This window comes from Streptomyces rishiriensis, from assembly GCF_030815485.1.
Taxonomy (GTDB): Bacteria; Actinomycetota; Actinomycetes; order Streptomycetales; family Streptomycetaceae; genus Streptomyces; species Streptomyces rishiriensis_A.
In genome coordinates, this window is record NZ_JAUSWV010000002.1 from 4,057,926 (window position 1) to 4,083,717 (window position 25,792).

Annotated in this window: 13 protein-coding genes and 3 rRNA genes; 8 read left to right on the forward strand and 8 right to left on the reverse strand. The window is 68.9% G+C overall.

The features are described from left to right. Window positions 1-149 precede the first annotated feature (149 nt). The 5 genes from QF030_RS20500 to QF030_RS20520 are packed head-to-tail and all read left to right on the forward strand — an operon-like array spanning window position 150 to window position 6,968. The gene (locus tag QF030_RS20500) at window positions 150-998 is read left to right on the forward strand and encodes a hypothetical protein (protein WP_307164124.1); all 849 of its coding nucleotides are present in this window, start codon (window positions 150-152) and stop codon (window positions 996-998) included. After that, window positions 988-2,334: a hypothetical protein gene (locus QF030_RS20505; protein ID WP_307164125.1), complete on the forward strand. Its 1,347-nt coding sequence runs from the start codon at window positions 988-990 to the stop codon at window positions 2,332-2,334. The genes QF030_RS20500 and QF030_RS20505 overlap by 11 nt, the downstream gene beginning before the upstream one ends. After that, window positions 2,331-3,890: an SCO6880 family protein gene (locus QF030_RS20510; protein WP_307164126.1), complete on the forward strand. Its 1,560-nt coding sequence runs from the start codon at window positions 2,331-2,333 to the stop codon at window positions 3,888-3,890. The genes QF030_RS20505 and QF030_RS20510 overlap by 4 nt, the downstream gene beginning before the upstream one ends. A gap of 14 nt (window positions 3,891-3,904) precedes the next feature. Then, window positions 3,905-5,335 (forward strand): ATP-binding protein, encoded by a 1,431-nt coding sequence (locus tag QF030_RS20515; protein WP_307164127.1) that lies wholly within the window; start codon window positions 3,905-3,907, stop codon window positions 5,333-5,335. 19 nt (window positions 5,336-5,354) lie between these two features. Beyond that, window positions 5,355-6,968 (forward strand): type VI secretion protein, encoded by a 1,614-nt coding sequence (locus tag QF030_RS20520; RefSeq protein ID WP_307164128.1) that lies wholly within the window; start codon window positions 5,355-5,357, stop codon window positions 6,966-6,968. A gap of 40 nt (window positions 6,969-7,008) precedes the next feature. On the opposite strand, the gene QF030_RS20525 is transcribed toward QF030_RS20520, so the two are convergent. The 5 genes from QF030_RS20525 to QF030_RS20545 form a co-directional block, all read right to left on the reverse strand. Continuing rightward, the gene (locus tag QF030_RS20525) at window positions 7,009-7,578 is read right to left on the reverse strand and encodes a GNAT family N-acetyltransferase (protein ID WP_307164130.1); all 570 of its coding nucleotides are present in this window, start codon (window positions 7,576-7,578) and stop codon (window positions 7,009-7,011) included. Between the two features lie 84 nt (window positions 7,579-7,662). Further along, window positions 7,663-7,779, reverse strand: a 5S ribosomal RNA gene (gene rrf, locus QF030_RS20530). Between the two features lie 91 nt (window positions 7,780-7,870). Continuing rightward, window positions 7,871-10,993 (reverse strand): 23S ribosomal RNA (locus tag QF030_RS20535). Window positions 10,994-11,300: 307 nt separating this feature from the next. Further along, a 16S ribosomal RNA gene (locus tag QF030_RS20540) occupies window positions 11,301-12,826 on the reverse strand. The 16S, 23S and 5S rRNA genes sit together here, the layout of an rRNA operon. Before the next feature lie 672 nt (window positions 12,827-13,498). Further along, on the reverse strand, window positions 13,499-14,065 hold the full coding sequence (locus tag QF030_RS20545) for a MarR family winged helix-turn-helix transcriptional regulator (protein WP_020665696.1): 567 nt from the start codon (window positions 14,063-14,065) through the stop codon (window positions 13,499-13,501). A 188-nt stretch (window positions 14,066-14,253) separates the two neighbouring features. Between QF030_RS20545 and QF030_RS20550 the strand changes: the two genes are divergently transcribed. Further along, window positions 14,254-15,513: an MFS transporter gene (locus QF030_RS20550; RefSeq protein ID WP_307164131.1), complete on the forward strand. Its 1,260-nt coding sequence runs from the start codon at window positions 14,254-14,256 to the stop codon at window positions 15,511-15,513. Window positions 15,514-15,626: 113 nt separating this feature from the next. Here QF030_RS20550 and QF030_RS20555 read toward each other — a convergent pair whose 3' ends face one another. Continuing rightward, the gene (locus QF030_RS20555; protein WP_307164132.1) at window positions 15,627-17,279 is read right to left on the reverse strand and encodes an ATP-binding SpoIIE family protein phosphatase; all 1,653 of its coding nucleotides are present in this window, start codon (window positions 17,277-17,279) and stop codon (window positions 15,627-15,629) included. Between the two features lie 256 nt (window positions 17,280-17,535). Further along, complete coding sequence (locus tag QF030_RS20560) at window positions 17,536-18,915, reverse strand: NAD(P)/FAD-dependent oxidoreductase (RefSeq protein ID WP_307164133.1); 1,380 nt, start codon at window positions 18,913-18,915, stop codon at window positions 17,536-17,538. Between the two features lie 380 nt (window positions 18,916-19,295). On the opposite strand from QF030_RS20560, the gene QF030_RS20565 reads away from it, so the two are divergent. After that, window positions 19,296-20,063 carry a TetR/AcrR family transcriptional regulator gene (locus tag QF030_RS20565; protein WP_307164134.1) on the forward strand — a complete coding sequence of 256 codons (768 nt, stop codon included), beginning with the start codon at window positions 19,296-19,298 and terminating at the stop codon, window positions 20,061-20,063. Window positions 20,064-20,383: 320 nt separating this feature from the next. Then, a complete protein-coding gene (locus tag QF030_RS20570) occupies window positions 20,384-22,384 on the forward strand; it encodes a sigma-70 family RNA polymerase sigma factor (protein ID WP_307164135.1) in 2,001 nt (666 codons plus the stop codon). Here QF030_RS20570 and QF030_RS20575 read toward each other — a convergent pair. Further along, window positions 22,371-25,763: an AfsR/SARP family transcriptional regulator gene (locus tag QF030_RS20575; protein WP_307164136.1), complete on the reverse strand. Its 3,393-nt coding sequence runs from the start codon at window positions 25,761-25,763 to the stop codon at window positions 22,371-22,373. The two genes, QF030_RS20570 and QF030_RS20575, sit on opposite strands and share 14 nt — an antisense overlap. Window positions 25,764-25,792: the final 29 nt, after the last annotated feature.

The following is a 25,792-nucleotide window of genomic DNA, read 5'->3' on the forward strand; positions in this document are numbered from 1 at the left end:
CCCCACCCACCTGTCGTGCCCACCGGCTGAGGTTGCGTTTCCCTGATGTCCCTGATGTCGAGTCACCACACCGCGCCCGCGCGGGAACCAGCACGGCTACCGTCGTACTTGTACGCGTCCCGGTACGGCAGCGAGGGGGCTCACGCGGCATGACTCCCGGCGACGAACACGACTACGGCGAATCGGCACGCTCCGACGAGGGTCACGGATACGGCCGGACCCGCCTCCGGCTGCCCGAGAACGACCCCTACGGCGTTACCCGCAAAGGCGGCCGCTCGTCCTCGCGGAGCCTGGTCACGGTGGTCGGCGTCGTCGTCCTCCTCATCGCGGCGATCGCGTTCGCGAACCGCGGAGGAGACGATTCCTCTTCGACCTCGGCAGGCGGCTCGACCGGCGACAAACCGGAAACGACCAGCACGGCGCCCACCGGCACGAAGCCGGTGGAATCGAAGACGGGCGGCGTCCCCTCGGGTTTCGCGCACACCCAGCAGGGTGCCCAGTCGGCCGCCGCCAACTACGCGGTGGCGCTCGGCTCGACCGGGATGTTCCGGACGGACGGCCGCCACGCCCTCGTCGACACCGTCTACACCGCTGCCGCGGCGGCCAAGCTCCAGGGCGCGATGGACCGGGCGTACTCGACCGACTTCCTCGCGAAGATGGGCCTGGACGCCGACGGGAACGCCCCGCAGGGCAGCACCTTCGTCTCCCGGGTGATCCCCGTGGGAACCACACCCCAGGCCTACTCCGCCACCACCGCCAAGGTCGCCGTCTGGTACCTGGGCCTCATCGGCATGTCCGGGACGAGCTCGACCGACCCGGTCACCTCGTCATGGAAGACGTGGACGTTCGACCTCCAGTGGACCGACGGTGACTGGAAGATCGTCAGCGACGAGCAGAAGGACGGCCCCGCGCCCGTCCCCGGCGACGACCAGGCCGCCACCTCCGACGAGATCAGCAAGGCCATCGAGGAGTACGGAGGGTTCACCTATGCCCGCTAACCCGCGCCGCCTGCTCACGCTCGCCGGAGTCGTGACGGCCGTCCAGACCTCGGCCGTCCTGCTGGCCACCCGCGCCTTCGCGGCCCCTACGCCCGACCCGGCACCCTCGTCGTCGCCCTCTCCGTCCGACAGCCTGGACTGCAGCCTCATCTCCGGCGAGGCCAAGAAGTACTGCGAAAAGGGCAACGCGAACTCGGGCACGACCACCAACCCCGGCATCTCCGACACCCTCGACCCCCTCTCCTCGCTCGCCAAGGGCTGTGCCGACGCCGCGTCCTGGACCGTCGACAAGCTCAGCGAGGCCGTCAAGGACACCGCGAACGTCGACTTCACCAACGAGCGGTTCCTCAAGCAGTACGCCGTCGTCTTCGCCGCCTCGACCGTCCTGACCCTCCTGCTGTGGCTGCTGGCCGTCACCAAGAGGGCGGTGCGCGGAGTCCCCCTGACCACCGCCATCGGCGAAGCCGTCGGCTTCCTCTGGCTGACCGTCCTGGCCTCCGCCTTCACCCCCCTCATCCTCTACACCGTCGTGTCCGCCACCGACGGCATCACCGACGTCCTCGCGAAGACCACCGGCAACCAGACCGACACGTTCTTCGGCACCTTCTCCGCGGCCCTGGCCAAGGGCGAGGACATCGGCGGCGGGCCGATCATGCTGATCGTCGTCTCCCTGGTGTCGATCCTCGCGGCCGGAGTGCTGTGGCTGGAGCTCGTCATCCGGGCCGCGCTCCTCTACGTGGGCGCCCTGCTCGGCACCGTCGTCTACGCGGGCCTGGTCGACAAGAACCTGTGGAGCCACGTCCGCCGCTGGGCCGGCATCATGATCGCGGTCATCCTGGTCAAACCGGTCATCGTGATCGTGCTCGGCCTCGCCGGGGCGCTGTCCTCCGCCGACGGCCCGAACGCCTTCTCCGCCGTCGTCTCCGGCCTCTCCATCATCCTGCTGGCCATCTTCGCCAGCGCGATGATCTACCGCTTCGTCCCCGGCTTCGGCGACGAGATCGCGGGCTCCCGCAACAACCGCATCATGCAGGGCGCCGAAAGCAAGGCGGCGGCCGTCATCAGCTCCCCGGCGACCCTCGTCGCCCAGGGCATCAAGACGCACAGCAGCCGTGCGGACAACAACGGCGGCGGCCAGTCCGGCTCCTCCGGCGCCCGCCCCTCCAACCCCGCCTCCGGCGGCGTGGCCGCGCACAGTTCGCGCACCCCGAACGGGGGCGGCGGATCTGTCCCCTCCGCCGCACCCGCACCCCGCGCGAGCAGCCCGGTCAACACCCCGCACGCGAGCAACACCCGCAACAGCAGCAACAACCGCACGGGAGGTGAAGGGCGTTGACGACCGAGTCCCACGTGTCCCATGCGGTCACGCCCCGCCGTACATATCTGATCGGCCGCGCCCGGCCGAACGCGATCGTCGGCCGCAACCGCGAGACCGGCGAGATCGCGCTCATCGTCGTCGGCGCGTTCCTCGGCATGATGTGCGGCCTCCTCGTCCCCGTCCTCGCCCTGCGGATCGTGCTGTTGAGCGGCTTCCCGATGATCGCGCTGGCCGCCGTCTACGTGCCGTACAAGCACCGCACGTTCTACAAGTGGTTCGAGATCAACCGCAGTTACAAGCGCACCCTCCGCCAGGGCACCACCTACCGCTCGACCGTCATGGAGGCGGGCACCCGGCTCGACGGCCAGGAGATCGAGATCGGCCCGCCCCCGGGGATCGGCCGCATCAACTGGCTGGCCGCCCCCTTCGGCCCCGACGAGATCGCCGTGCTCCTGCACGCGGACCGCCGTACGGTCACGGCCGCCATCGAGATCGAGGGCCCGGGCGTCGGCCTGCGCGACAGCGAGGACCAGGAGGCCCTGGTCGACCGCTTCGGCACCCTCCTCAAGCACGTGGCGAACGGCGACGGCTTCGTGACCCGGCTCCAGATGCTCGCCCGCACCCTCCCCGCCGACCCCGACGCCCACGCGAAGGACGTCGCCGTCCGCGGGGACGAGAAGTCCCCCGACTGGCTGGCCCGCTCCTACGACCAGCTCCAGTCCATGGTGTCCACGAGCAGCGAGCAGCACCGCGCCTACCTCGTCGCCTGCATGCACTACACCCGCGAACTGTCCGCCGAGGCCCACGCCATGGCGCGCGCCGCCCGCCCCCGGTCGGGCCGCAAGCTGGACCGCGACGCGGGCCTGGCGGTCGTCATGGCCCGCGAGCTGACGGACATCTGCTCCCGCCTGCAGGAGGCGGACATCCGCGTCCGACAGCCCCTCGGCCAGGGCCGGCTGTCCTCGCTCGTTCACTCCATGTACGACCCGGACCATCCCATCGACCACATCCAGGCGATGACCAAGCGCAACGCCTGGCCGGCCGAGCTCGACGCCATGGAGCCGACGTACCTCCAGGCCAAGACCCGCGAGTCGTCGACCCGGGCCCCCTGGTGCCATGCCACGGCCTGGGTGAAGGAGTGGCCGATGACCCCGGTGGGCGTCAACTTCCTGGCACCGCTCCTCGTCCACACGCCGGACGTCATCCGCACCGTCGCCGTGACCATGGACCTCGAACCCACCGAGGTCGCCATCGAACGCATGCTGACGGAGAAGACGAACGACGACGCCGAGGCGAGCCGCGCCGCCAAGATGAACCGCACCGTCGACCCCCGCGACGTGGCGGCCCACTCCCGGCTCGACCAGCGCGGCGAGGACCTCGCGTCCGGCGCCGCCGGCGTGAACCTGGTCGGCTACATCACCGTCTCCTCGCGCAGTCCCGAGGCCCTCGCCCGCGACAAACGGACGATAAGGGCGTCGGCCGGCAAGTCGTACCTCAAGCTCGAATGGTGCGACCGAGAGCACCACCGGGCGTTCGTGAACACGCTCCCGTTCGCCACCGGAATCCGACGGTAGGGGCTGATGAGCTGATGCGGGATCCACTGTCCGTCGTCACGGACGCCTTCACCTCCTTCCTCTTCGGCAAGGTCGAGACGACCCGGCTGCCGGTACGCACCTCCACGGGCCAGGCCCAGGCGGTGTACCTGCCCACGGCCGCCCCCGGCCTGGGCGACTCCGGCGTCATCATCGGCCGCGAGGTCTATTCCGGGAAGGGCTACATCTACGACCCCTTCCAGCTGTACGGCCAGCAGCTCCCCGCCCCGCACTGGCTCGTCCTCGGCGAGTCCGGGAACGGCAAGTCGGCGCTGGAGAAGACGTACGTCATGCGCCAGCTGCGCTTCCGCGACCGCCAGGTCGTCGTCCTGGACGCGCAGGGCGAGGACGGCGTCGGCGAATGGAACCTCATCGCACAGGCGCTGGGAATAACTCCAGTCCGCCTGGACCCGACGGCCGCCCTGGACCACGGCATCCGCCTCAACCCCCTGGACCCGTCGATCACCACGACGGGTCAGCTCGCGCTGCTGCGCACGATCATCGAGGTGGCGATGGGCCACGGCCTGGACGAGCGCGCCGGCTTCGCGCTCAAGGTGGCCCACGCCTACGTCAACGAGACGATCGTGGAACGCCAGCCGGTCCTGACCGACATCGTCGAGCAGCTGCGCCACCCGGAACCGGAGTCGGCGGAGGCGATGAACGTCGCCATAGACGACGTACGGGCCTGGGGTCTGGACGTGGCACTGGTACTGGACCGCCTGGTCGACGGTGACCTCAGGGGCATGTTCGACGGCCCCACGACGGTCGGCATCGACCTGGACGCCCCGCTGATCGTGTTCGATTTGTCCCACATCGACCGCAACTCGATCGCCATGCCCATCCTGATGGCGATCGTCGGCGTCTGGCTGGAGCACACCTGGATCCGCCCCGACCGGAAGAAGCGCATCTTCCTGGTCGAGGAGGCCTGGCACATCATCAACAGCCCGTTCGTGGCCCAGCTGTTCCAGCGGCTGCTGAAGTTCGGCCGTCGCCTCGGCCTGTCGTTCGTGGCGGTCGTCCACCATCTGTCCGACGTCGTGGACGGAGCGGCGGCCAAGGAAGCCGCGGCCATCCTGAAGATGGCGTCGACCCGGACCATCTACGCCCAGAAGGCGGACGAGGCGAGGGCCACGGGCCGGGTCATCGGTCTGCCGCGGTGGGCGGTGGAGATCATCCCCACCCTCACCCCGGGCATCGCGGTCTGGGACGTCAACGGCAATGTGCAGGTGGTGAAACACCTGGTCACCGAGACGGAACGACCACTCGTCTTCACCGACCGGGCCATGACCGAATCCTCGACCGAACGCACCATGTCCGACGACGACGCACTGCTCGCCGCCGAACTGGAACAGGAACGGCGAGCGGCGGCCTTCATGGAACAGCACCTGGCCGACCTGGACGGCTCGTCCGAGTCGACGGTGGCTTAGCGCGGGAGAGGAGGCCGTCATGAGACCGGGAGACGAGCAGCGCCGCGACAGCTCCGGCCACGTCCAGGGAGGCATCCCGGACGGCCTGCTGGTCGGCATACTCGCGTTCCTGCTCGGCATGACCCTGCTGGTCTGGACGGCGACCGGCCTGGCGGCCCTCTTCGCCCACGGCTCCTGGCCCGCGGGCGTGACCTTCACCCGCACCCCGCTGGCCATGCGGCACCTCATCGCGCAGCCCCACGACATCCCCGGCGCCTGGCCTGAGGCGGAGGCGGCGGACTTCTCGGGCTACGGGCTGTTCTGGGGCCTGTTCATCGGCCAGGTGATGATCCTGCTCGTGCTCACGGTGTTCGTGATGGGGACACTCGCCCGGTGGCGGGCGGTACGAGCGACAAAGGGCGCGGACCCGGCACCGACATCCGTCGAGGAAACCGTGCCGCCCCCGACCCCTCACGAGGTACCGACCCAACGGGCCGAGACCGACCCCACGACGGACACCGAGCCGCCGGCCCCCAGCCCGCCCCAGCCCCTCCAGCCGACGCAGTCCCTCCAGCCGACGCAGCTTGCTCAGCCGACGCCGGCCGCGCCGCATGCCTCGCAGTCACCGTCCCCCCGGTCGCGGCAGCCCCAGCCCTCTCCAACCGCGGCCGCCGCCCTGTTCCCGGCCGTCCCAGGGGAACGGGCCGCCGGGTGGGAAGCCCAGCGCTTCGAGGGCGCGGCACACTACGCCCCGGCGGCAACCCGCCACGCGACCGCGATCCAGGCCATCCGGGACGCCGAGGGGCCCGCCCTCATCCTGACCTCCAGCCCCACCCTCTGGCAGGAGACCAAGGACGCGAGAGCCAAACTCGGCCCGGTCCACCTGTACGACCCCGGCCACCTCTGCGACACCCCTGCCCGCCTCCACTGGTCCCCCACCACAGGCTGCGAGGACAAACAGACCGCGATCTCGCGCGCCGTGGCACTCCTCGCGCCCGTGCGCCCCACCTCGCGGCTCGACCAGGCGGTCAGCGACACCGCCGAAACCCTCCTGCGCAGCTACCTGCACGCCGCGGCGATCGACGGCCGCACCATCCGTCACGTCCACCGCTGGTCCCAGGGCACCGGTGTCCAGGAAGCCGTCCGCACCCTGCGGACCAACCCCAAGGCCGCCCCGGGCGCGGCAGGCGAACTCGAAGCCGCCCTCACCGCACACCCCGAACGCCGCGACATCGCCCAGGAACTGACTTCCCGTGCCCTCTCCGCCCTGTCCACGGTGAACATCCGCGAGGCGTGCACTCCCAACCGAACTGACGCCCTCGCCTTGGATTCCTTCGTGGACGAAGGGGGAAGTCTCTATGTGCTCGGTGAATCAATCGAGGACCCCAGGACCGATCCCGGCGCGATGCCGCTCCTGACAGCCCTCGTCTCCAGCGTGGTCGAGCGCGGCCGGCGCATGGCCGAACGGTCATCCTCCGGTCGCCTCGACCCACCAATGTCCCTGGTCCTCGACGATGTGGCGGCCGTGGCCCCCATCCCCCAGCTCCCGGACCTGCTGACCACCGGCACCGACCGCGGCCTGCCCACCCTGGCCCTGCTCCGCTCCCGCGAACAGGCCCGCAGCCGCTGGCCCCACGCCGAACTACCGGTGTGACCACACCCTGGATCCACATCCCTCAGTCCACTCGGCGGGGCTAACCCCTCCCGGACACCTCTCCTTGGCCGGGCTCGACCACGAACTCGAGCTCCCGTGCGTCCGGATCCCCCGCCAGCTGTACGACCACCCCGCTCGGCACAAAGCCCGCCCTGCGATAGAAGGCCTGCGCCCGACCGTTGTCCTCGTGCACGATCAGCCGTACCCGCTCCGCACCACGCGCCCACGCCCACTCGAGGCCGGCGTCGAACAGCACCTCGGTCAGCCCTATCCCCCGGGACTCCGGCCGCACGAACACCCCGACCACATGCCCCTGCCGCCGCTCCACCGGCAGCCCGGCCCAGTCGGCCGTGCCGGCCTCCTCCCACAGCACGGTCAGCGTCCCGACCCACTCCCCGTCGGGCCCCTCCGCGATGATCTGCTGCGCCCCTTCCGAACCTTCGGCGGCCCCCGCCGTCCGCTCCTTCCAGAAGGAGTCGGGCTTCGCCTCGGCCTCCTCGTACGTCTCCAGGAAGGCCAGATGGGCGACCGGATCACGCAACGCCGCCAGCCGCAGGGCCCTCACCGCGCGCCATTCATCGGCACGAACAGACCGAATAACGTAGTTCATGTGGATCACCGTAGTGCCACCGGAAAGTCCCTGGAAAGCAGAAAACCCCCGCACCGTGAGGTGCGGGGGTTTCCCGTAATATTTGTTCGGCGGTGTCCTACTCTCCCACAGGGTCCCCCCTGCAGTACCATCGGCGCTGTAAGGCTTAGCTTCCGGGTTCGGAATGTAACCGGGCGTTTCCCTTACGCTATGACCACCGAAACACTATGAAACTCATGCAGCCGCACCATACCGTGACCATGGCATGGGGCCGTTCGTGGTTTCAGAACCAACACAGTGGACGCGAGCAACTGAGGACAAGCCCTCGGCCTATTAGTACCAGTCAGCTTCACCCATTACTGGGCTTCCACATCCGGCCTATCAACCCAGTCGTCTACTGGGAGCCTTAACCCCTCAAGGGGGTGGGAATACTCATCTCGAAGCAGGCTTCCCGCTTAGATGCTTTCAGCGGTTATCCCTCCCGAACGTAGCCAACCAGCCATGCCCTTGGCAGGACAACTGGCACACCAGAGGTTCGTCCGTCCCGGTCCTCTCGTACTAGGGACAGCCCTTCTCAATATTCCTGCGCGCGCAGCGGATAGGGACCGAACTGTCTCACGACGTTCTAAACCCAGCTCGCGTACCGCTTTAATGGGCGAACAGCCCAACCCTTGGGACCGACTCCAGCCCCAGGATGCGACGAGCCGACATCGAGGTGCCAAACCATCCCGTCGATATGGACTCTTGGGGAAGATCAGCCTGTTATCCCCGGGGTACCTTTTATCCGTTGAGCGACGGCGCTTCCACAAGCCACCGCCGGATCACTAGTCCCGACTTTCGTCCCTGCTCGACCCGTCGGTCTCACAGTCAAGCTCCCTTGTGCACTTACACTCAACACCTGATTGCCAACCAGGCTGAGGGAACCTTTGGGCGCCTCCGTTACTCTTTAGGAGGCAACCGCCCCAGTTAAACTACCCATCAGACACTGTCCCTGATCCGGATCACGGACCCAGGTTAGACATCCAGCACGACCAGAGTGGTATTTCAACGGCGACTCACCGTGAACTGGCGTCCACGTTTCAAAGTCTCCCACCTATCCTACACAAGCCGAACCGAACACCAATATCAAACTGTAGTAAAGGTCCCGGGGTCTTTCCGTCCTGCTGCGCGAAACGAGCATCTTTACTCGTAGTGCAATTTCACCGGGCCTATGGTTGAGACAGTCGAGAAGTCGTTACGCCATTCGTGCAGGTCGGAACTTACCCGACAAGGAATTTCGCTACCTTAGGATGGTTATAGTTACCACCGCCGTTTACTGGCGCTTAAGTTCTCAGCTTCGCCACCCCGAAGAGTGACTAACCGGTCCCCTTAACGTTCCAGCACCGGGCAGGCGTCAGTCCGTATACATCGCCTTACGGCTTCGCACGGACCTGTGTTTTTAGTAAACAGTCGCTTCTCGCTGGTCTCTGCGGCCACCCCCAGCTCGAGGAGCAAGTCCTCTCACCAGTGATGGCCCCCCTTCTCCCGAAGTTACGGGGGCATTTTGCCGAGTTCCTTAACCATAGTTCACCCGAACGCCTCGGTATTCTCTACCTGACCACCTGAGTCGGTTTAGGGTACGGGCCGCCATGAAACTCGCTAGAGGCTTTTCTCGACAGCATAGGATCATCCACTTCGCCACAATCGGCTCGGCATCAGGTCTCAGACTACGTGAACGGCGGATTTGCCTACCGTTCGTCCTACACCCTTACCCCGGGACAACCACCGCCCGGGATGGACTACCTTCCTGCGTCACCCCATCACTCACCTACTGCAAGTCTGGTCCGTCGGCTCCACCACTTTCCATTCCCCGAAGGGTCCGGAACGGCTTCACGGACTTAGCATCGCCTGGTTCAATGTTTGACGCTTCACAGCGGGTACCGGAATATCAACCGGTTATCCATCGACTACGCCTGTCGGCCTCGCCTTAGGTCCCGACTTACCCTGGGCAGATCAGCTTGACCCAGGAACCCTTAGTCAATCGGCGCACACGTTTCTCACGTGTGTATCGCTACTCATGCCTGCATTCTCACTCGTGAACCGTCCACAACTACCTTCCGGTGCTGCTTCACCCGGCACACGACGCTCCCCTACCCATCACAGCGGGCGTTGGCCCTATTGCTGCAATGACACGACTTCGGCGGTACGCTTGAGCCCCGCTACATTGTCGGCGCGGAATCACTAGACCAGTGAGCTATTACGCACTCTTTCAAGGGTGGCTGCTTCTAAGCCAACCTCCTGGTTGTCTGTGCGACTCCACATCCTTTCCCACTTAGCGTACGCTTAGGGGCCTTAGTCGATGCTCTGGGCTGTTTCCCTCTCGACCATGGAGCTTATCCCCCACAGTCTCACTGCCGCGCTCTCACTTACCGGCATTCGGAGTTTGGCTAAGGTCAGTAACCCGGTAGGGCCCATCGCCTATCCAGTGCTCTACCTCCGGCAAGAAACACACGACGCTGCACCTAAATGCATTTCGGGGAGAACCAGCTATCACGGAGTTTGATTGGCCTTTCACCCCTAACCACAGGTCATCCCCCAGGTTTTCAACCCTGGTGGGTTCGGTCCTCCACGAAGTCTTACCTCCGCTTCAACCTGCCCATGGCTAGATCACTCCGCTTCGGGTCTTGAGCGTGCTACTGAAACGCCCTATTCGGACTCGCTTTCGCTACGGCTGCCCCACTCGGGTTAACCTCGCAACACACCGCAAACTCGCAGGCTCATTCTTCAAAAGGCACGCAGTCACGACGCACCGAGTAAACTCGATGCGCGACGCTCCCACGGCTTGTAGGCACACGGTTTCAGGTACTATTTCACTCCGCTCCCGCGGTACTTTTCACCATTCCCTCACGGTACTATCCGCTATCGGTCACCAGGGAATATTTAGGCTTAGCGGGTGGTCCCGCCAGATTCACACGGGATTTCTCGGGCCCCGTGCTACTTGGGTGTCTCTCAAACGAGCCGTTGATGTTTCGACTACGGGGGTCTTACCCTCTACGCCGGACCTTTCGCATGTCCTTCGCCTACATCAACGGTTTCTGACTCGTCTCACAGCCGGCAGACTGTGAAAGAGAGATCCCACAACCCCGTACACGCAACCCCTGCCGGGTCTCACACGTATACGGTTTGGCCTCATCCGGTTTCGCTCGCCACTACTCCCGGAATCACGGTTGTTTTCTCTTCCTGCGGGTACTGAGATGTTTCACTTCCCCGCGTTCCCTCCACATACCCTATGTGTTCAGGTATGGGTGACAGCCCATGACGACTGCCGGGTTTCCCCATTCGGAAACCCCCGGATCAAAGCCTGGTTGACGACTCCCCGGGGACTATCGTGGCCTCCCACGTCCTTCATCGGTTCCTGGTGCCAAGGCATCCACCGTGCGCCCTTAAAAACTTGGCCACAGATGCTCGCGTCCACTGTGCAGTTCTCAAACAACGACCAGCCACCCATCACCCCCAACCTGAGCTGGAGTGCACTGGGGCCGGCACTGAAGGCAGCCATACGGCCATACCCTCAGATACCCAACAGCGTGCCCGGCACCCCACCCACTCGTGATCAGCTTTCCACGCTCCGAAGAGCAGTACTTGCAGCCCGAGATGACTGAAAATGCCGAATAATCAACGTTCCACCCATGAGCAACCAGCACCGGACGTACGCCGATGTACTGGCCTCTGACCGAGCGAACTCGGTAAGAAGTGCTCCTTAGAAAGGAGGTGATCCAGCCGCACCTTCCGGTACGGCTACCTTGTTACGACTTCGTCCCAATCGCCAGTCCCACCTTCGACAGCTCCCTCCCACAAGGGGTTGGGCCACCGGCTTCGGGTGTTACCGACTTTCGTGACGTGACGGGCGGTGTGTACAAGGCCCGGGAACGTATTCACCGCAGCAATGCTGATCTGCGATTACTAGCAACTCCGACTTCATGGGGTCGAGTTGCAGACCCCAATCCGAACTGAGACCGGCTTTTTGAGATTCGCTCCACCTCACGGTTTCGCAGCTCTTTGTACCGGCCATTGTAGCACGTGTGCAGCCCAAGACATAAGGGGCATGATGACTTGACGTCGTCCCCACCTTCCTCCGAGTTGACCCCGGCAGTCTCCTGTGAGTCCCCATCACCCCGAAGGGCATGCTGGCAACACAGAACAAGGGTTGCGCTCGTTGCGGGACTTAACCCAACATCTCACGACACGAGCTGACGACAGCCATGCACCACCTGTACACCGACCACAAGGGGGCGCCTGTCTCCAGACGTTTCCGGTGTATGTCAAGCCTTGGTAAGGTTCTTCGCGTTGCGTCGAATTAAGCCACATGCTCCGCTGCTTGTGCGGGCCCCCGTCAATTCCTTTGAGTTTTAGCCTTGCGGCCGTACTCCCCAGGCGGGGAACTTAATGCGTTAGCTGCGGCACCGACGACGTGGAATGTCGCCAACACCTAGTTCCCACCGTTTACGGCGTGGACTACCAGGGTATCTAATCCTGTTCGCTCCCCACGCTTTCGCTCCTCAGCGTCAGTAATGGCCCAGAGATCCGCCTTCGCCACCGGTGTTCCTCCTGATATCTGCGCATTTCACCGCTACACCAGGAATTCCGATCTCCCCTACCACACTCTAGTCTGCCCGTATCGAATGCAGACCCGGGGTTAAGCCCCGGGCTTTCACATCCGACGTGACAGACCGCCTACGAGCTCTTTACGCCCAATAATTCCGGACAACGCTTGCGCCCTACGTATTACCGCGGCTGCTGGCACGTAGTTAGCCGGCGCTTCTTCTGCAGGTACCGTCACTTTCGCTTCTTCCCTGCTGAAAGAGGTTTACAACCCGAAGGCCGTCATCCCTCACGCGGCGTCGCTGCATCAGGCTTTCGCCCATTGTGCAATATTCCCCACTGCTGCCTCCCGTAGGAGTCTGGGCCGTGTCTCAGTCCCAGTGTGGCCGGTCGCCCTCTCAGGCCGGCTACCCGTCGTCGCCTTGGTGAGCCATTACCTCACCAACAAGCTGATAGGCCGCGGGCTCATCCTTCACCGCCGGAGCTTTTAACCTCCACCCATGCGAGTGGAAGTGTTATCCGGTATTAGACCCCGTTTCCAGGGCTTGTCCCAGAGTGAAGGGCAGATTGCCCACGTGTTACTCACCCGTTCGCCACTAATCCCCACCGAAGTGGTTCATCGTTCGACTTGCATGTGTTAAGCACGCCGCCAGCGTTCGTCCTGAGCCAGGATCAAACTCTCCGTGAATGTTTACCGGTAATCCGGTCGACACCACGAGAGCGGAACAGCCAGGCGGAATAAGCCCGGCCGTTCACAGCGTCCTCGCTGTGTTTTGTTTCAAAGGAACCTCATCCTCGGCTATCACTGCCGGGGACGGGGTATCAACATATCTGGCGTTGATTTTTGGCACGCTGTTGAGTTCTCAAGGAACGGACGCTTCCTTTGTACTCACCCGAGAGACTCTCTCAGGCTTTCCTCCGGGCGCTTCCCTTCGGTCTTGCGTTTCCGACTCTATCAGATCTTTTCTCGACCCGATTTCCTCGGTGCTTTCCAGGTTCCCGCTTTTCTTTCGCGGTTTCCTTTCCGGCGGTTCCGACTCTATCAGAACCTTTCGGCGCTGATTCCCAGTCAGAGGGGGTTTGCCTTCCCGGCTGTTGGGCCGTTCCGACGTCTCAAACCTTAGCGGATCCGCTCGGCAGTTCCTAATCGGGCTGCCGATCCCAAATCGAATTGAATTCGGGCACGCCGAATTCAACCCCGTCGGGAGATCGTGCTGGTGGTTTGTGGTGCCGCTACTGCGGCGGAGTCGCTGTCGAAGAACCGTTACGGCTCCCCGGCAACCCGAAGAACTCTACGGCCCTCAGGTAGGGATGTCAACCACCCCTGTCAAGATCTTTTATCCGGCCCTGGGAGGAGTGCTCAGTCGAGGTCGCTGAGCCGGCCGCCGGCGTCCGGCTGGGCGTGCTCCACCCGGCGCAGGAGTCTGGTCAGGACCTCGCCCAGGACCGTCCGCTCGTCCGCGGAGAGGTCCTGGAGAAGATCCTCCTCGAAGACCGTCGCCATGCGCATCGCCTCCAGCCACTTCTCGCGGCCCTCGGGCGTCAGCTCGACGATCACGCGTACACGGTTGGACTCGTCGCGCTCACGGGTCACCAGTCCTTCGGCCAGCATGCGGTCGATGCGGTGGGTCATCGCGGCCGGCGTCAGGCCGAGGCGCTTGGCCAGATCGCTGGGTCCCAGGCGATACGGGGCCCCGGAGAGGACCAGGGCCTTGAGGACCTCCCACTCGGCGTTGCTGATGCCGAGGTCCGCGGTCTGACGGCCGTAGGCGACGTTCATCCGGCGGTTGAGACGGGAGAGCGCCGAGACGATCTTCTCGACCTGGGGGTCGAGGTCCTGGAATTCGCGCTGGTACGCCGCGATCTGCTCTTCGAGGGTCGGCTCGCCGCCGCTGCCGGTGCCGACCGTGCCGGGGGTGTCGCCCATGGGCGCAAGTATCGCACGGGGCTCGTTCGCCTTGAAGTTCTTCTAGGTGTACAGTTTAGCTTCTAAGTTTAGCTTTGAAGTCTTCGGCACTAAGTACTGAGGCAGTGGAAGTAGTGACGCTGCTCGGACGCCGTACCGCAGACGACTACCTGAGAGAGGTGAACGTGACCAGGGCGAGGGGCGCAGCGATGCGCCGGATCCACGTGGGCAACGCGCTCAGCGCGTTCGGGCTCGGCTTCACCGTCCCCTACCTGTACGTCTATGTGGCGCAGGTGCGGGGGCTGGGTGCCATGACCGCGGGGCTGGTTCTCGCCGTCTTCGCCGTGGCCGCGCTGATCGTGCTGCCGTTCGCCGGCAGGGCGATCGTGCGGCGCGGTCCACTGCCGGTCCTGCTCGCCGCCCTGGTGACCGCCGCGCTGGGCGCTTTGAGCCTCGGGCTCGCCGGTGACGCCACCGCCGTACTGGCCGCCGCGGCCGCGCTCGGCGCCGGGCAGGCCGTCATGCAGCCGGCGCTGGCGACGATGATCGTGGACTGCTCGACCTCGGAGACCCGGTCACGGGCGTTCGCGACGCAGTTCTTCCTGCAGAACCTAGGGCTCGGGGTGGGTGGGCTGATCGGCGGGCATCTCGTCGACACCTCGCGCGTGTCCTCCTTCACGCTGCTGTTCGCCATCGAGGCGGCGATGTTCCTGCTGCTGGCGGTCGTGATGTCGACCGTACGGCTGCCGCACGCTCCGCAGGTCGGGGACGCCCCGCAGTCCGCGGGGGGCAGCTGGAAGCGGTTGCTGGGCAACCGGGCCATGGTGCAGCTGTGTGTGCTGGGCTTCGTGCTGTTCTTCGCCTGTTACGGACAGTTCGAGTCGGGGCTGAGCGCGTACGGGGTCGAGGCCGCCGGGATCTCGACGTCCGCGCTCGGGACCGCGCTCGCCGCCAACACCGCGATGATCGTGGTCGCGCAGTTCGCCGTGCTGAAGTTCGTCGAGCGGCAGAAGCGGTCCCGGGTGATCGCGGTCGTGGGGCTGATCTGGGCCGTCGCGTGGGTCGTCGCTGGGTACGCGGGGCTCGGCCACGGCAGTCGCGAGATGGCGACGGCCGCGTTCGTGTCGACGTACGCGCTGTTCGGGCTGGGTGAGGCGATGCTGTCGCCGACGGTCGCGCCGCTGGTGGCCGACCTGGCGCCGGCCGGCCTGGCGGGGCAGTACAACTCGGCGTTCGCCCTGGTGAAGCAGCTCGCGCTGGCCGTCGGGCCGGCGGTGGGCGGGCCGATGGGGGCGTCGTTGCACGCGCCGTACATCGTGACGTTCCTGCTGTTCTCGCTGGGGATCACCTATCTGGCGCTGCGGCTGGGGCGGCAGCTGACCGCCGTCCAGGATCAGCCGTGGCTGGCGCGGAAGCGGGTGGTCGCGCGAGGTGGCGCGGTGGCGGAGCCGGTGGCCGCCGAGGCGTGAGGCGGGTGGGGAGGCGGTCGTCGTCCGGGAGGGCGGCGGCCGCCTTTCGTATCGGCGGGTGACCGTGACCCGGCCGGGGCGTGCTCCCTGTCGTCCCGGATGTCACTCGGTCGTCAGTCCGCAGGCTTCGGCAGGACGAACTCGCACCACACGGCCTTTCCGCCGCCCGGTGTGCGGCGGCTGCCCCACTGGGAAGCGATCGTGGCGACGATGGCGATGCCTCGGCCGGACTCGTCGCCCGGTTCGGCGCGGCGGCGGCGCGGGAGGTGGTCGTCGCCGTCGGTGACCTCGATGATCAGGCGGCGGTCGGTGCGGCGCAGGCGCAGCCGCATGGGCGGGGTGCCGTGCTGGAGGGAGTTGGCGACGAGTTCGCTGGCGGCGAGGACGCCGAGATCGTGCAGGTCGGGCGGGAAGCGCCAGCTGGTCAGGACGCCGGAGGCGAAGGCACGCGCGCGTGGGGCGGCCTCGACGCCGCCGAGGAGCTCCAGGGCCGCGTTGCGGAAGAGCTCGCCGTCGGGGCCGGTGCGGGCCGGGTGCTGGAGGACCAGGACGGCGACGTCGTCGTCGTGGTCGGCGGTGACGCCGGCCGAGCGGACCAGGCGGTCGCAGACGACCTGGGGGGTGCCGGTCGCGCCGGACAGGGCGCGTTCCAGGGAGGCGATGCCTTCGTCGAGGTCTTCGTCCCTGCGCTCGACCAGGCCGTCGGTGTAGAGGACGGCCGTCGAGCCGGGGCCGAGGGGGATCGAGCCGGAGGCGTGCATCCAGCCGCCGGTGCCCAGGGGCGGGCCGGTGGGTTCGTCGGCGCGCAGGACGGTGCCGCTGTCGTCGCGGACCAGGATGGGCAGGTGGCCCGCGGAGGCGTAGACCAGCCGGCCCTCGTTGGGGTCGTGGATGGCGTACACGCACGTGGCGATCTGGTTGGCGTCGATCTCGGTGGCGAGGCCGTCGAGGAGCTGGAGGATCTCGTGCGGGGGCAGGTCGAGGCGGGCGTACGCCCGGACCGCCGTGCGGAGCTGGCCCATGACGGCTGCCGCGCGGACGCCTCGGCCCATGACGTCGCCGATGACGAGGGCGGTGCGGCCGCCGCCGAGGGTGATGACGTCGTACCAGTCGCCGCCGACCGCGGCCTCGGTGCCGCCGGGCTGGTAGGTGGCGGCGATGCGCAGGTCGTCGGGCTCCTCGAGTTCCTGGGGGAGGAGGGAGCGCTGGAGGGTGACGGCGGTCTCGCGCTGGCGGCGTTCACTGGTTCTGAGGCGTTCGGCGGCCTCGGCGTGGTCGGTGACGTCGGTGGCGAAGATCAGGACGGTGCCCTTGCCGTTGTTCTCGGCGGCCGGGGTGCAGGTGAAGGTGTAGGAGCGGCCGTCGGGGGCCTTGCGGGACTTCAGCGTGCGGGGCTTGCCGCTGCGCAGGGCCTGGTCGAGGAGGGGCATGAGGCCGAGATCGCGGAGTTCGGGCAGGGCCTTGGCGGCGGGTTCGCCGCAGGGGCGTGCGCCGAAGGCCGCCGCGTAGGCGTCGTTGACGTAGGCGAGGCGGTGGTCGGCGCCGTGGACGAGCGCGACGAGAGCCGGGACGCGGTCGAGGACCTCACGGACCGGGAGCTCGTCGACGGCGGGCACCGGGGGCGGCTCGTCGGTGAGCCGTTCGGCGCGGGCCGCGGGTACGGAGCCCTCGCTCCGCCGGTCCGTCGTGGTGACCGGGTGGTCGGCTCGCGCGGCGGCGCGGCGCTGCGTTCCGGGGAGCCGGGCGCTCCAGCGCGTGAAGTTCACGAATCCATGCCTCGTGTAGTCGTCGGCGGCCCGGCTCCGGGCCCGGCCTGGGCTGCGGGACCGCGCGGCGGTGGCCGCACATTGTTACAGCACCCGGGTGTGGAGCATGTGGAACGGCCTGTGGGTCGGGGGCGGGTGGTGGCCCGCCGGGAAGGGCTCGGGAGGGACTGGAGCAGGGAGCAGTCTGGCAGTGTGGCCGCCGTGCGGGCCGACATTCGTCAGACGTGGGGGCGGTCGGTGGAGTTCCTGGGTCCGGTCAGGACGACCCCTTCGGGTCGCCGGAGGACTCGTCAGAAGGCTTTCCACCGGCAGCGAGTTCGAACTCCGCGCGGGGATGTTCGAGGGATCCCAGGGAAACGATCTCCCGCTTGAAGAGTCCCGAGAGGGTCCATTCGGCGAGCACGCGTGCCTTGCGGTTGAAGGTGGGCACGCGGCTGAGGTGGTACGCCCGGTGCATGAACCAGGCCGGGTAGCCCTTGATCTTGCGCCCGTAGACGTGGGCGACGCCCTGGTGGAGGCCGAGCGAGGCGACGGAGCCGACGTACTTGTGGGAGTACGGCCGGAGGGGTTCACCACGCAGCGAGCGCACGATGTTGTCGCCGAGGACCTTGGCCTGCCGGACGGCGTGCTGGGCGTTCGGGGCGGTCTCCGTGCCGGGCTCGTCGGCCGTCACGTCCGGGACGGCGGCGGCGTCTCCGGCCGCCCACGCGTGCGTGGCGCCCTCGATGGTCAGCTCGGGGGTGCATTTCAGCCGTCCTCGCGCGGTCAGCGGGAGGCCGGTGGCGGCGAGGAGCGGGTGGGGTTTCACACCCGCGGTCCACACGACCGTGCGGGTCGGGAAGCGGGCGCCGTCGCTGAGGACCGCGATGCGGTCGGTGCAGGACTCCAGGCGGGTTTCCAGCCGTACGTCGATGTTGCGGCGGCGCAGTTCGCTGACCGTGTAGCGGCCCATGTCGGAGCCGACCTCCGGCAGGATCCGGTCGGATGCCTCGACCAGGATCCACTTCATGTCCTCGGGCTGGACGTTGTGGTAGTACCGCGTGGTGTAGCGGGCCATGTCCTCCAGCTCGCCGAGCGCCTCCACGCCCGCGTAGCCGCCGCCGACGAAGACGAAGGTGAGGGCGGCGTCGCGGATCGCGGGGTCGCGGGTCGAGGAGGCGATGTCCATCTGTTCGATGACGTGGTTGCGCAGCCCGATGGCCTCCTCGACGGTCTTGAAGCCGATGGCGTGGTCGGCCAGGCCGGGAATGGGCAGCGTGCGGGAGACGGAACCGGGCGCGAGGACCAGTTCGTCGTACGTCAGCTGCTGGGGGCCGGTGCCCTCCTCGTCGGTGGCGAGGGTGGTGAGGGTCGCGCTGCGCTTGGCGTGGTCGACGGTGGTGACCTCACCGACGATGACCCGGCAGTGCGGCAGCACGCGGCGCAGGGGCACGACGACGTGCCGCGGGGAGATGGAGCCCGCGGCGGCCTCGGGGAGGAAGGGCTGGTAGGTCATGTACGGGTCGGGTGTGACCACCGTGATCTCGGCCTCGCCCCGGCCGAGCTCCTGTTTCAGCTTCTGCTGGAGCCGCAGGGCCGTGTACATCCCGACGTAGCCGCCGCCGACAACGAGAATGCGCGCACGTTCCTTCACCATCCCATGACGCACCGGACGCCGGAGTTTGTCCACAGCCCCGACAATTTGTGTGACCGCGAGTCGGGCGTGCGCAGGGTTGGCCGAAACACCGGAGTGGAGGGCAGGAGGGCAGGTCAGGTGCTGTGCGGCGGGGTGCGGGAAGGGGTGCAATCGGGACGTATACGGCCCGTACTCCGATCGGGGGGCGCTCCGTGCGGAACCTGCCCCTTCTGAATTGACTCCCTCTCAACTATGTTCGTGTGTCGACGGGGTGTCAGGGGGAAGTGCTCTGCGGGTCTGCGACGGGCGGGCCCGGGAGGCCGTCCCCTGTGTTCCACGCCCCCGACTTTCCATGGCGGGGAGAGTCTCCGGGGGGAGACGTCATTACCGGGGGAACAATCATGCACACTCACAACTCGCATTGGTCGTCCACGTCAGCCCTTTCACCAGGCGGCGCGGTCGGTGCGGCGGTCGGCAACGGACGCGGAGAGAGCGCGCGGACGGCACCGCTGCGTGTGGACGCACAGCGCAATCTGGAGCACGTACTACGGGCGGCGCGCGAAGTCTTCGGCGAGCTGGGTTACGGCGCGCCGATGGAGGACGTGGCCCGGCGCGCTCGGGTCGGGGTCGGCACGGTGTACCGGCGCTTCCCGAGCAAGGACGTCCTGGTGCGGCGGATCGCCGAGGAGGAGACGTCCCGGCTGACCGATCAGGCGCGGGCGGCGCTCGGCCAGGAGGACGAACCGTGGTCGGCGCTGTCGCGCTTCCTGCGGACGTCCGTGGCGTCCGGCGCCGGGCGGCTGCTGCCGCCGCAGGTGCTGCGGGTCGGTGTCGCGGAGGACGGCGGCGAGGGTGCGCCGGCCGACGAGGCGCGGGTGCCGCAGCAGCGGACCCAGCCGGGCGGCGGCGAACTGCGCCTCGTCGCGGGCGACGGCACGACGGCCGCTGTCGACGACGCCGGAGCGGCGGCGCTGCTCGAGGTCGTGGGGCTGCTGGTGGAACGGGCGCGGGAGGCGGGCGAGCTGCGCACCGATGTGTCCGTGTCGGATGTGCTGCTGGTCATCGCGACGGCGGCGCCCTCGCTGCCGGATCCGGCTCAGCAGGCGGCGGCTTCGGCGCGGCTGCTGGACATCCTGCTGGAGGGTCTGCGGTCACGTCCCTCTTCGTGAGTGGCCGGGGCCGGCGGCCCGGCAGCCTCAGAGGCTGCCGGGCGGGTGGCTCGAAAGAGTGACGGAGGGGCGGGGGCGCCGCGTGCCCCTCGCCCCCGTCCACGGTGCGGGATATTCAGGGCATTCCGGACGGGCGGCTCAACTGGCGCCCGCGGCACGACAGTTGAGCCTTCCCCGTGTGGGTGAAGGCCAGTACTGGATTGCGTCAGGTCCCCACGGACGAGTGGACGGCCCGTCCCACGAGGCCCTGAACGAAAGCCAATATGGCACTCTGACCCGGTGGTCAGGACTGGTTGGGCCGGCGGCGGGGGCTTTCCGCGATGAGTGGTGACGGTGGGGACGATGCGCTCGGTCCGTCCGGTGACGGTGACACGGGCGCCGAGGGCCTGACCTCACCGCAGGTACCGAGCCAGGGTGGACGCGCGAGCGGACCCCGGGGCCGCCCGGGCGATCCGGTGGCACGTCCGCCGGCCCGCCCGCTTCTCGGCGACCCGTCCGAGGGCAGCGTTCCGGCCCAGCGGGAGCGGCGCGCCGAGGTCGTCCTGCCGCCGCGGGACCTGCCGCCGGCCGACACCGACCTCATCGGCCGGATGCGCTCGGGCGACGACACGGCGTACGAGGAGCTGTACCGGCGTCACGCCGACGCCGTACGCCGCTACGCCCGCACCTGCTGCCGGGACGCGCACACCGCCGACGACCTGACCGCCGAGGTCTTCGCCCGCATGCTTCAGGCGGTACGCGGCGGCTCGGGGCCCGAGTACGCCGTCCGCGCCTACCTCCTCACCTGCGTCCGGCGGGTGGCCGCCGGCTGGACGCGGTCGGCGAAGCGGGAGCAACTGGTCGACGATTTCGCGGTGTTCGCCGCGCAGTCCGCCCGCTCCTCCGAAGCGGCCGACGACACCGCGTCCATCGGCTCCTTCGGAGCGGGCCTCGAGCTGGGCGCCGATGTGCGCGCGATGCACGAGGCCGAGCAGTCCATGGCCATGCAGGCCTTCCGCTCGCTGCCCGAGCGCTGGCAGGCGGTGCTGTGGCACACCGAGGTCGAGGACGAGTCGCCGAGCGAGGTCGCCATGCTCTTCGGCCTCGACGCCAACGGCACGCGCGTGCTCGCCAGCCGCGCTCGTGAGGGCCTCAAGCAGGCCTACCTGCAGGCCCATGTCAGCGCCACCCTCACCAGCGACGAGGAGTGCGCCGGTTACGCCGACCAGCTCGGCACGTATGCCCGTCGCAGGCTGCGCACCCGCGCCGAACGGGGGTTGCGCAAACATCTGGAGGAGTGCGTCAAGTGCCGGCTGGCCGCCCTCCAGATCGAGGAGGTCGCCAGCAGCATTCCCGCCGTCGTACCGGTCGCGGTCATCGGCTGGTTCGGCGCCGCCGGGTACGCCAAGGCGGTGGCGCTCATCGCCGGCGGTGCGGGAGCGGGGGCGGCGGGCGCCGCCGGTGCGGCCGCCGCGGCGAGCGGTTCGTCGAGCGGAGCGGGCGCGGGGGGCGGAGCGGTGGCCTCGGAGGGGCTGGGCGCCCCCGTGAAGGCCGGGATCGCGGCCGGTGTGGTCGCGGTGGCCGCCGCAGCGGTGGCCCTCGCGCTCGTCGGCCACGGCGGTCCCGCGAAGCAGCCCGAGGCGAGGCCCCCGGCCTCCGCACCGGCTCCGGTGGCACAGCCCGAGGAACCGACGCCCGCGCCGGCGCCCACGAAGGAGCGCGGGCCGGAGCCTGCGGCGATCGTCCCGGCGGCCGCTCCGACACCGACCCGCACCCCCGAGCCGACGCCCACGCCGACGTCGGCCCCCACGCCCAGCCCGACACCCACCCCCGTCCCGGCTCCGAGGCCCGTCCCGACCCCCACGCCGACGCCGACGCCCACCACGGCACCCACGCCCGAGCCCGCCCCGGCCGTGTACGCGCTGAGCGGGCTGCCCTTCGACGTCAGCGGTGACGGGGCCGGACCCGAGATCCGGCTCGGCGGCAGCAGCTGGGTGTGGCAGCGGTACGGGCTGTCCATCGCGGACCGGCGGTACGAGCGCGGGGTGACCGTGCACGGCGACTCCTCCGTCACCGTCGACCTCAACCGGGCGTGCACCTCCTACGACGCGCTCGTCGGCGTCGACGATCTGACGCTGAAGCTCGGCAAGGTCTCCTTCGCCGTCTACGCCGACGGGCGCCGGGTCTGGGCGTCCGGGGTGATCAGGGGCGGCGACCCGGCCGTGCCCGTCCATGTGAACCTCGCCGGCCGCACCACCGTGCGTCTGGTCGTCGAGCCGCACAGCGGCTTGGACTCGGTGGCGCTCGCGGACTGGGCGGACTCCGCGTTCACCTGCGCGTAGACGCCGGTACGGTCACGGCCGACGGTCCGGCCGGATGGTCGCGCACGCCTATCGTGAGCTCGCGCAGGGCGTCCGTCACCGTCAAGGCGGTGCCCAGGGCGCGCTCGGCCGCGTGCCGCTCGGCGCCCAGGGCCTCGCGGGCCGCGGCCTCGGTCCCCTCCGCCCGCGTGCCCTGCGGCGCGGGACGCGGATGGGGGCCGCGCAGGGCGTCGGCGGCCGCGAGGAGACGGGTCGCGCGCGGGTGGTCGCCGAGCCGGCCCAGCAGATCCGCCGCGCCGTCCAGGATCGACGACGTGACCGCCTCGGCGCACTGGTCGGCCACCGCCTGGCGCAGCGTGTCGGCGAGCATCGGCAGACCGTGCTCCGGGCCGGACTCGGCGGCGGTGAGTTCCGCGTCGAGCATGGTCAGCGCCGCCGTGAACTGCGGCGGCGGGGTGCCCGCCCCGGCCGCCACCTTGACCTCGTCGCAGAGCACGCGCGCGAGGGCCATGTCGTCCTCGTACAGCGCGATGTGGGAGCGCAGCAGCAGGACGAACGCCCGGACGTCCGGCACCCCGTACCGGTCGGCGGCGTTGCTCGCCTCGTCCAGCGCGGCCAGGGCGCCGTCGACGTCGCCAAGACGGTAGGCGATCTCCGCGAGCCGGGCCATGAGGAACGGCGACTCGGCGTACGCGCCGACCTCGTAGGCGAGGCGCAGCGCCTCGCGGTACTCCAGCTCCGCCTCCGCGAACCGGCCGCGGGCCATCTCCGCCTCGCCGGCCGCGCCGCACACCTGGGCCCGCATCCAGCGGTCGCCGACGCGCAGGCTGAGCACCCGCAGTTCCGCCAGGTCGTCGTCCACGCCGCGCAGCCCGCCGGGTGAGTCGACGACCATGTGGGTGCGGAACATCAGGGCACAGCCGAGTTCCCAGTCACCGCCGTGGACCCGGCAGTTGGCGACGGCCCGGTCCAGGACCCCCCGGACGTCCACCATGTCCCGCATCTGGAAGGCCGTCAGCGGCCAGAGGAGGCCGGGCATCCGCGCCGCCATCGGGCCGCCCGGCTCGTAGTCGGCGCGCAGACGGGCCAGGTACTCCTGGTAGCGCGGGTCCGCCACCATCTCCTTCGGTTCGGCCTCCGACAGCAGGAACAGGTTCAGCATCCGCAGGTTCATCCGCTGGGCGTGCCGGGGATGGGCGTCGTCGGTGGCGGCGGGTGTGCCGAGCAGGGCCTCGACGGGGTCGATGGCGGCGATGCGGGCGACGAGGTCGGCGGGTGCGGTGAACGGCCCGTCGGGCGCGGGTTCCCGCAGCGTGTCCAGGACGACGCCGAGGCGCAGGGTGCGGTCGCTCCACTCGGCGCCCTCGTGGCGGTAGTTGCGCAGCCAACAGAACCAGCCCGTGGCGAGGCACAGGGCGGTGGCCTCCTCCTCGTCGCCCGCCGTGAGCGCGCGCTGGAGGGCCACGCGGATGTTGTCCAGCTCGGTCTCCAGGCGGGAGATCCAGGGGAGCTGCCCGGCGGAGCGCAGCAGCGGGTCGGCCCGCTCGACGAGCGCGCGCACCCACGCACGGTGGCGCCTTCGGGCCGCCGCGCGGCACCGGGGGAGCTCGGCGGCGCGTTCGGTGGCGTACTCGTGGATCGTCTCCAGCATGCGGTAGCGCATGCCGCCCCCGCCGCCGCGCCCGCACGGTGCGGCCACGACGAGGGACTTGTCGACGAGCGCGCCGACGAGCTCCGTGACCGGGCCGGTGCACACGGCCTCCGCCGCCTCCAGGTCCCAGCCGCCCGCGAACACCGACAGCTCGCGCAGCAGGGTGCGCTCCGGTTCGTCGAGCAGGTCCCACGACCAGTCGACGACGGCACGCAGCGTCTGCTGGCGGGGCAGGACGGTGCGGCTGCCCGAGGTGAGGAGGCGGAAGCGGTCGTCGAGGCGGTCGGCGATCTGTCGCGGGGTCAGCAACCGGAGCCGGGCGGCGGCCAGTTCGATGGCGAGCGGCAGTCCGTCCAGCCGCCGGCAGATCTCCGCGGTCGCCTCCTCGTCCCGCAGGGCGGCCGCCGCATCGGGGCGGACGGCGGTCGCGCGCTCGGTGAAGAGGCGGCGCGCCTGGTCGGGGAGGAGGGGCTCGACCGGGCGGACCGACTCGCCGGGAACGCCCAGGGGTTCACGGCTGGTGGCGAGGATCGTGAGCCCGGGGCAGCGGGTGAGGAGGGTCTCGGCGAGGGCGGCGGCCGCGCCGATGACATGTTCGCAGTTGTCAAGGATCAGGAGTTGGCTGCGCGGGGCGCAGTACTCGACGAGCAGGGCGACGGGGTCGTCCTGCGGGGACGCCAGCTCGGTGGTCATCAGGACGGTCTCGCGCAGACCGAGGGCACTGACCACCGCGCCCGGCACCGCCTCCGGCCGGTCGAGCGGCGCCAGCTCGGCCAGCCAGGCCTGTGGAAGCCCGGCGGCGGCTTCCTCGGCGAGGCGGGTCTTCCCGGAGCCGCCCGGTCCGGTGAGCGTGACGAGGCGGGCCCTGTGCAATTCGGAACGGATGGCGTCGAGCTCGGGTTCCCGGCCCACGAAGGAGGTAAGCCGCGGACGGATGTTGCCGGTGCGCTCGGGGAGTCGGAGCGAGGTGCGGGGCGTCGGCGCCGCGACCGGTCCGCGGCTGCGCGCCGGTGGGGTGCCGTGGGTCGGCTCCGGGCGGTTGAGGAGTTCGGTGTGCAGGGCGCGCAGTTGCGGGCCCGGGTCGGTGCCGAGGCCGTCGGCGAGGGTGCGGCGGACGGTCTCGTACATGGCGAGGGCGTCGGCTGCGCGGCCGGTGTCGCGCAGGGCGCGGATGAGGAGGGCGTGCAGCGGCTCGTCGTACGGGTGCGCCGCGGCCAGTTCCGTCAGGCGCGGTACGGCTTCGCGGGCGTCGCCGAGGAGGAGGTCCGCCTCGGCACGGGCGCGGGTGGCCTCCAGCCGGAGGGCCTCGGGGCGGGTGGCCGCGGTGCGGTCGGGGAGGTCGGCGAGGGCGGGGCCGCGCCACAGGGCGAGGGCGTCGTCCAGGATGCGGGCGGCGGTGGGCGCGTTGCCCCGGCGCAGTGCTTCGTTGCCCTGGCGTACGAGCCGTTCGAAGACGAAGAGGTCGACGTCGTCCTCGGTCGCGGCGAGGCGGTACCCGCCCGGGGCGGAGGCGACGCTGTCCTTGCCGAGGGCACGGCGGAGCCGGCCGATCAGGGCCTGGAGGGCGGCCGGGGCGTCGTGTGGCGGGGTATCGGCCCACACCTCGTCGATGAGGGTCTCCGGGGCGGTGATGCGGCCAGGGCGCAGGGCCAGGGCCGCGAGGAGGGCGCGGAGCCGGGGCCCGGGTACGGATACGAGGGTGCCCTGGTCGTCCGCTGTCTGGGTGACGCCCAGAATTCTGTACCGCACCCGTTCATTGTCACCGGGGGTGAGGCGTG

What these genes read in the sequence shown, in the direction of transcription:
- QF030_RS20570 (WP_307164135.1), top strand. Translation starts at nt 20,384, where the DNA reads ATGAGTGGTGACGGTGGGGACGATGCGCTCGGTCCGTCCGGTGACGGT.
- QF030_RS20520 (WP_307164128.1), top strand. Translation starts at nt 5,355, where the DNA reads ATGAGACCGGGAGACGAGCAGCGCCGCGACAGCTCCGGCCACGTCCAG.
- QF030_RS20525 (WP_307164130.1), bottom strand. Translation starts at nt 7,578, where the DNA reads ATGAACTACGTTATTCGGTCTGTTCGTGCCGATGAATGGCGCGCGGTG.
- QF030_RS20500 (WP_307164124.1), top strand. Translation starts at nt 150, where the DNA reads ATGACTCCCGGCGACGAACACGACTACGGCGAATCGGCACGCTCCGAC.
- QF030_RS20515 (WP_307164127.1), top strand. Translation starts at nt 3,905, where the DNA reads ATGCGGGATCCACTGTCCGTCGTCACGGACGCCTTCACCTCCTTCCTC.
- QF030_RS20545 (WP_020665696.1), bottom strand. Translation starts at nt 14,065, where the DNA reads ATGGGCGACACCCCCGGCACGGTCGGCACCGGCAGCGGCGGCGAGCCG.
- QF030_RS20565 (WP_307164134.1), top strand. Translation starts at nt 19,296, where the DNA reads ATGCACACTCACAACTCGCATTGGTCGTCCACGTCAGCCCTTTCACCA.
- QF030_RS20505 (WP_307164125.1), top strand. Translation starts at nt 988, where the DNA reads ATGCCCGCTAACCCGCGCCGCCTGCTCACGCTCGCCGGAGTCGTGACG.
- QF030_RS20550 (WP_307164131.1), top strand. Translation starts at nt 14,254, where the DNA reads ATGCGCCGGATCCACGTGGGCAACGCGCTCAGCGCGTTCGGGCTCGGC.
- QF030_RS20560 (WP_307164133.1), bottom strand. Translation starts at nt 18,915, where the DNA reads ATGGTGAAGGAACGTGCGCGCATTCTCGTTGTCGGCGGCGGCTACGTC.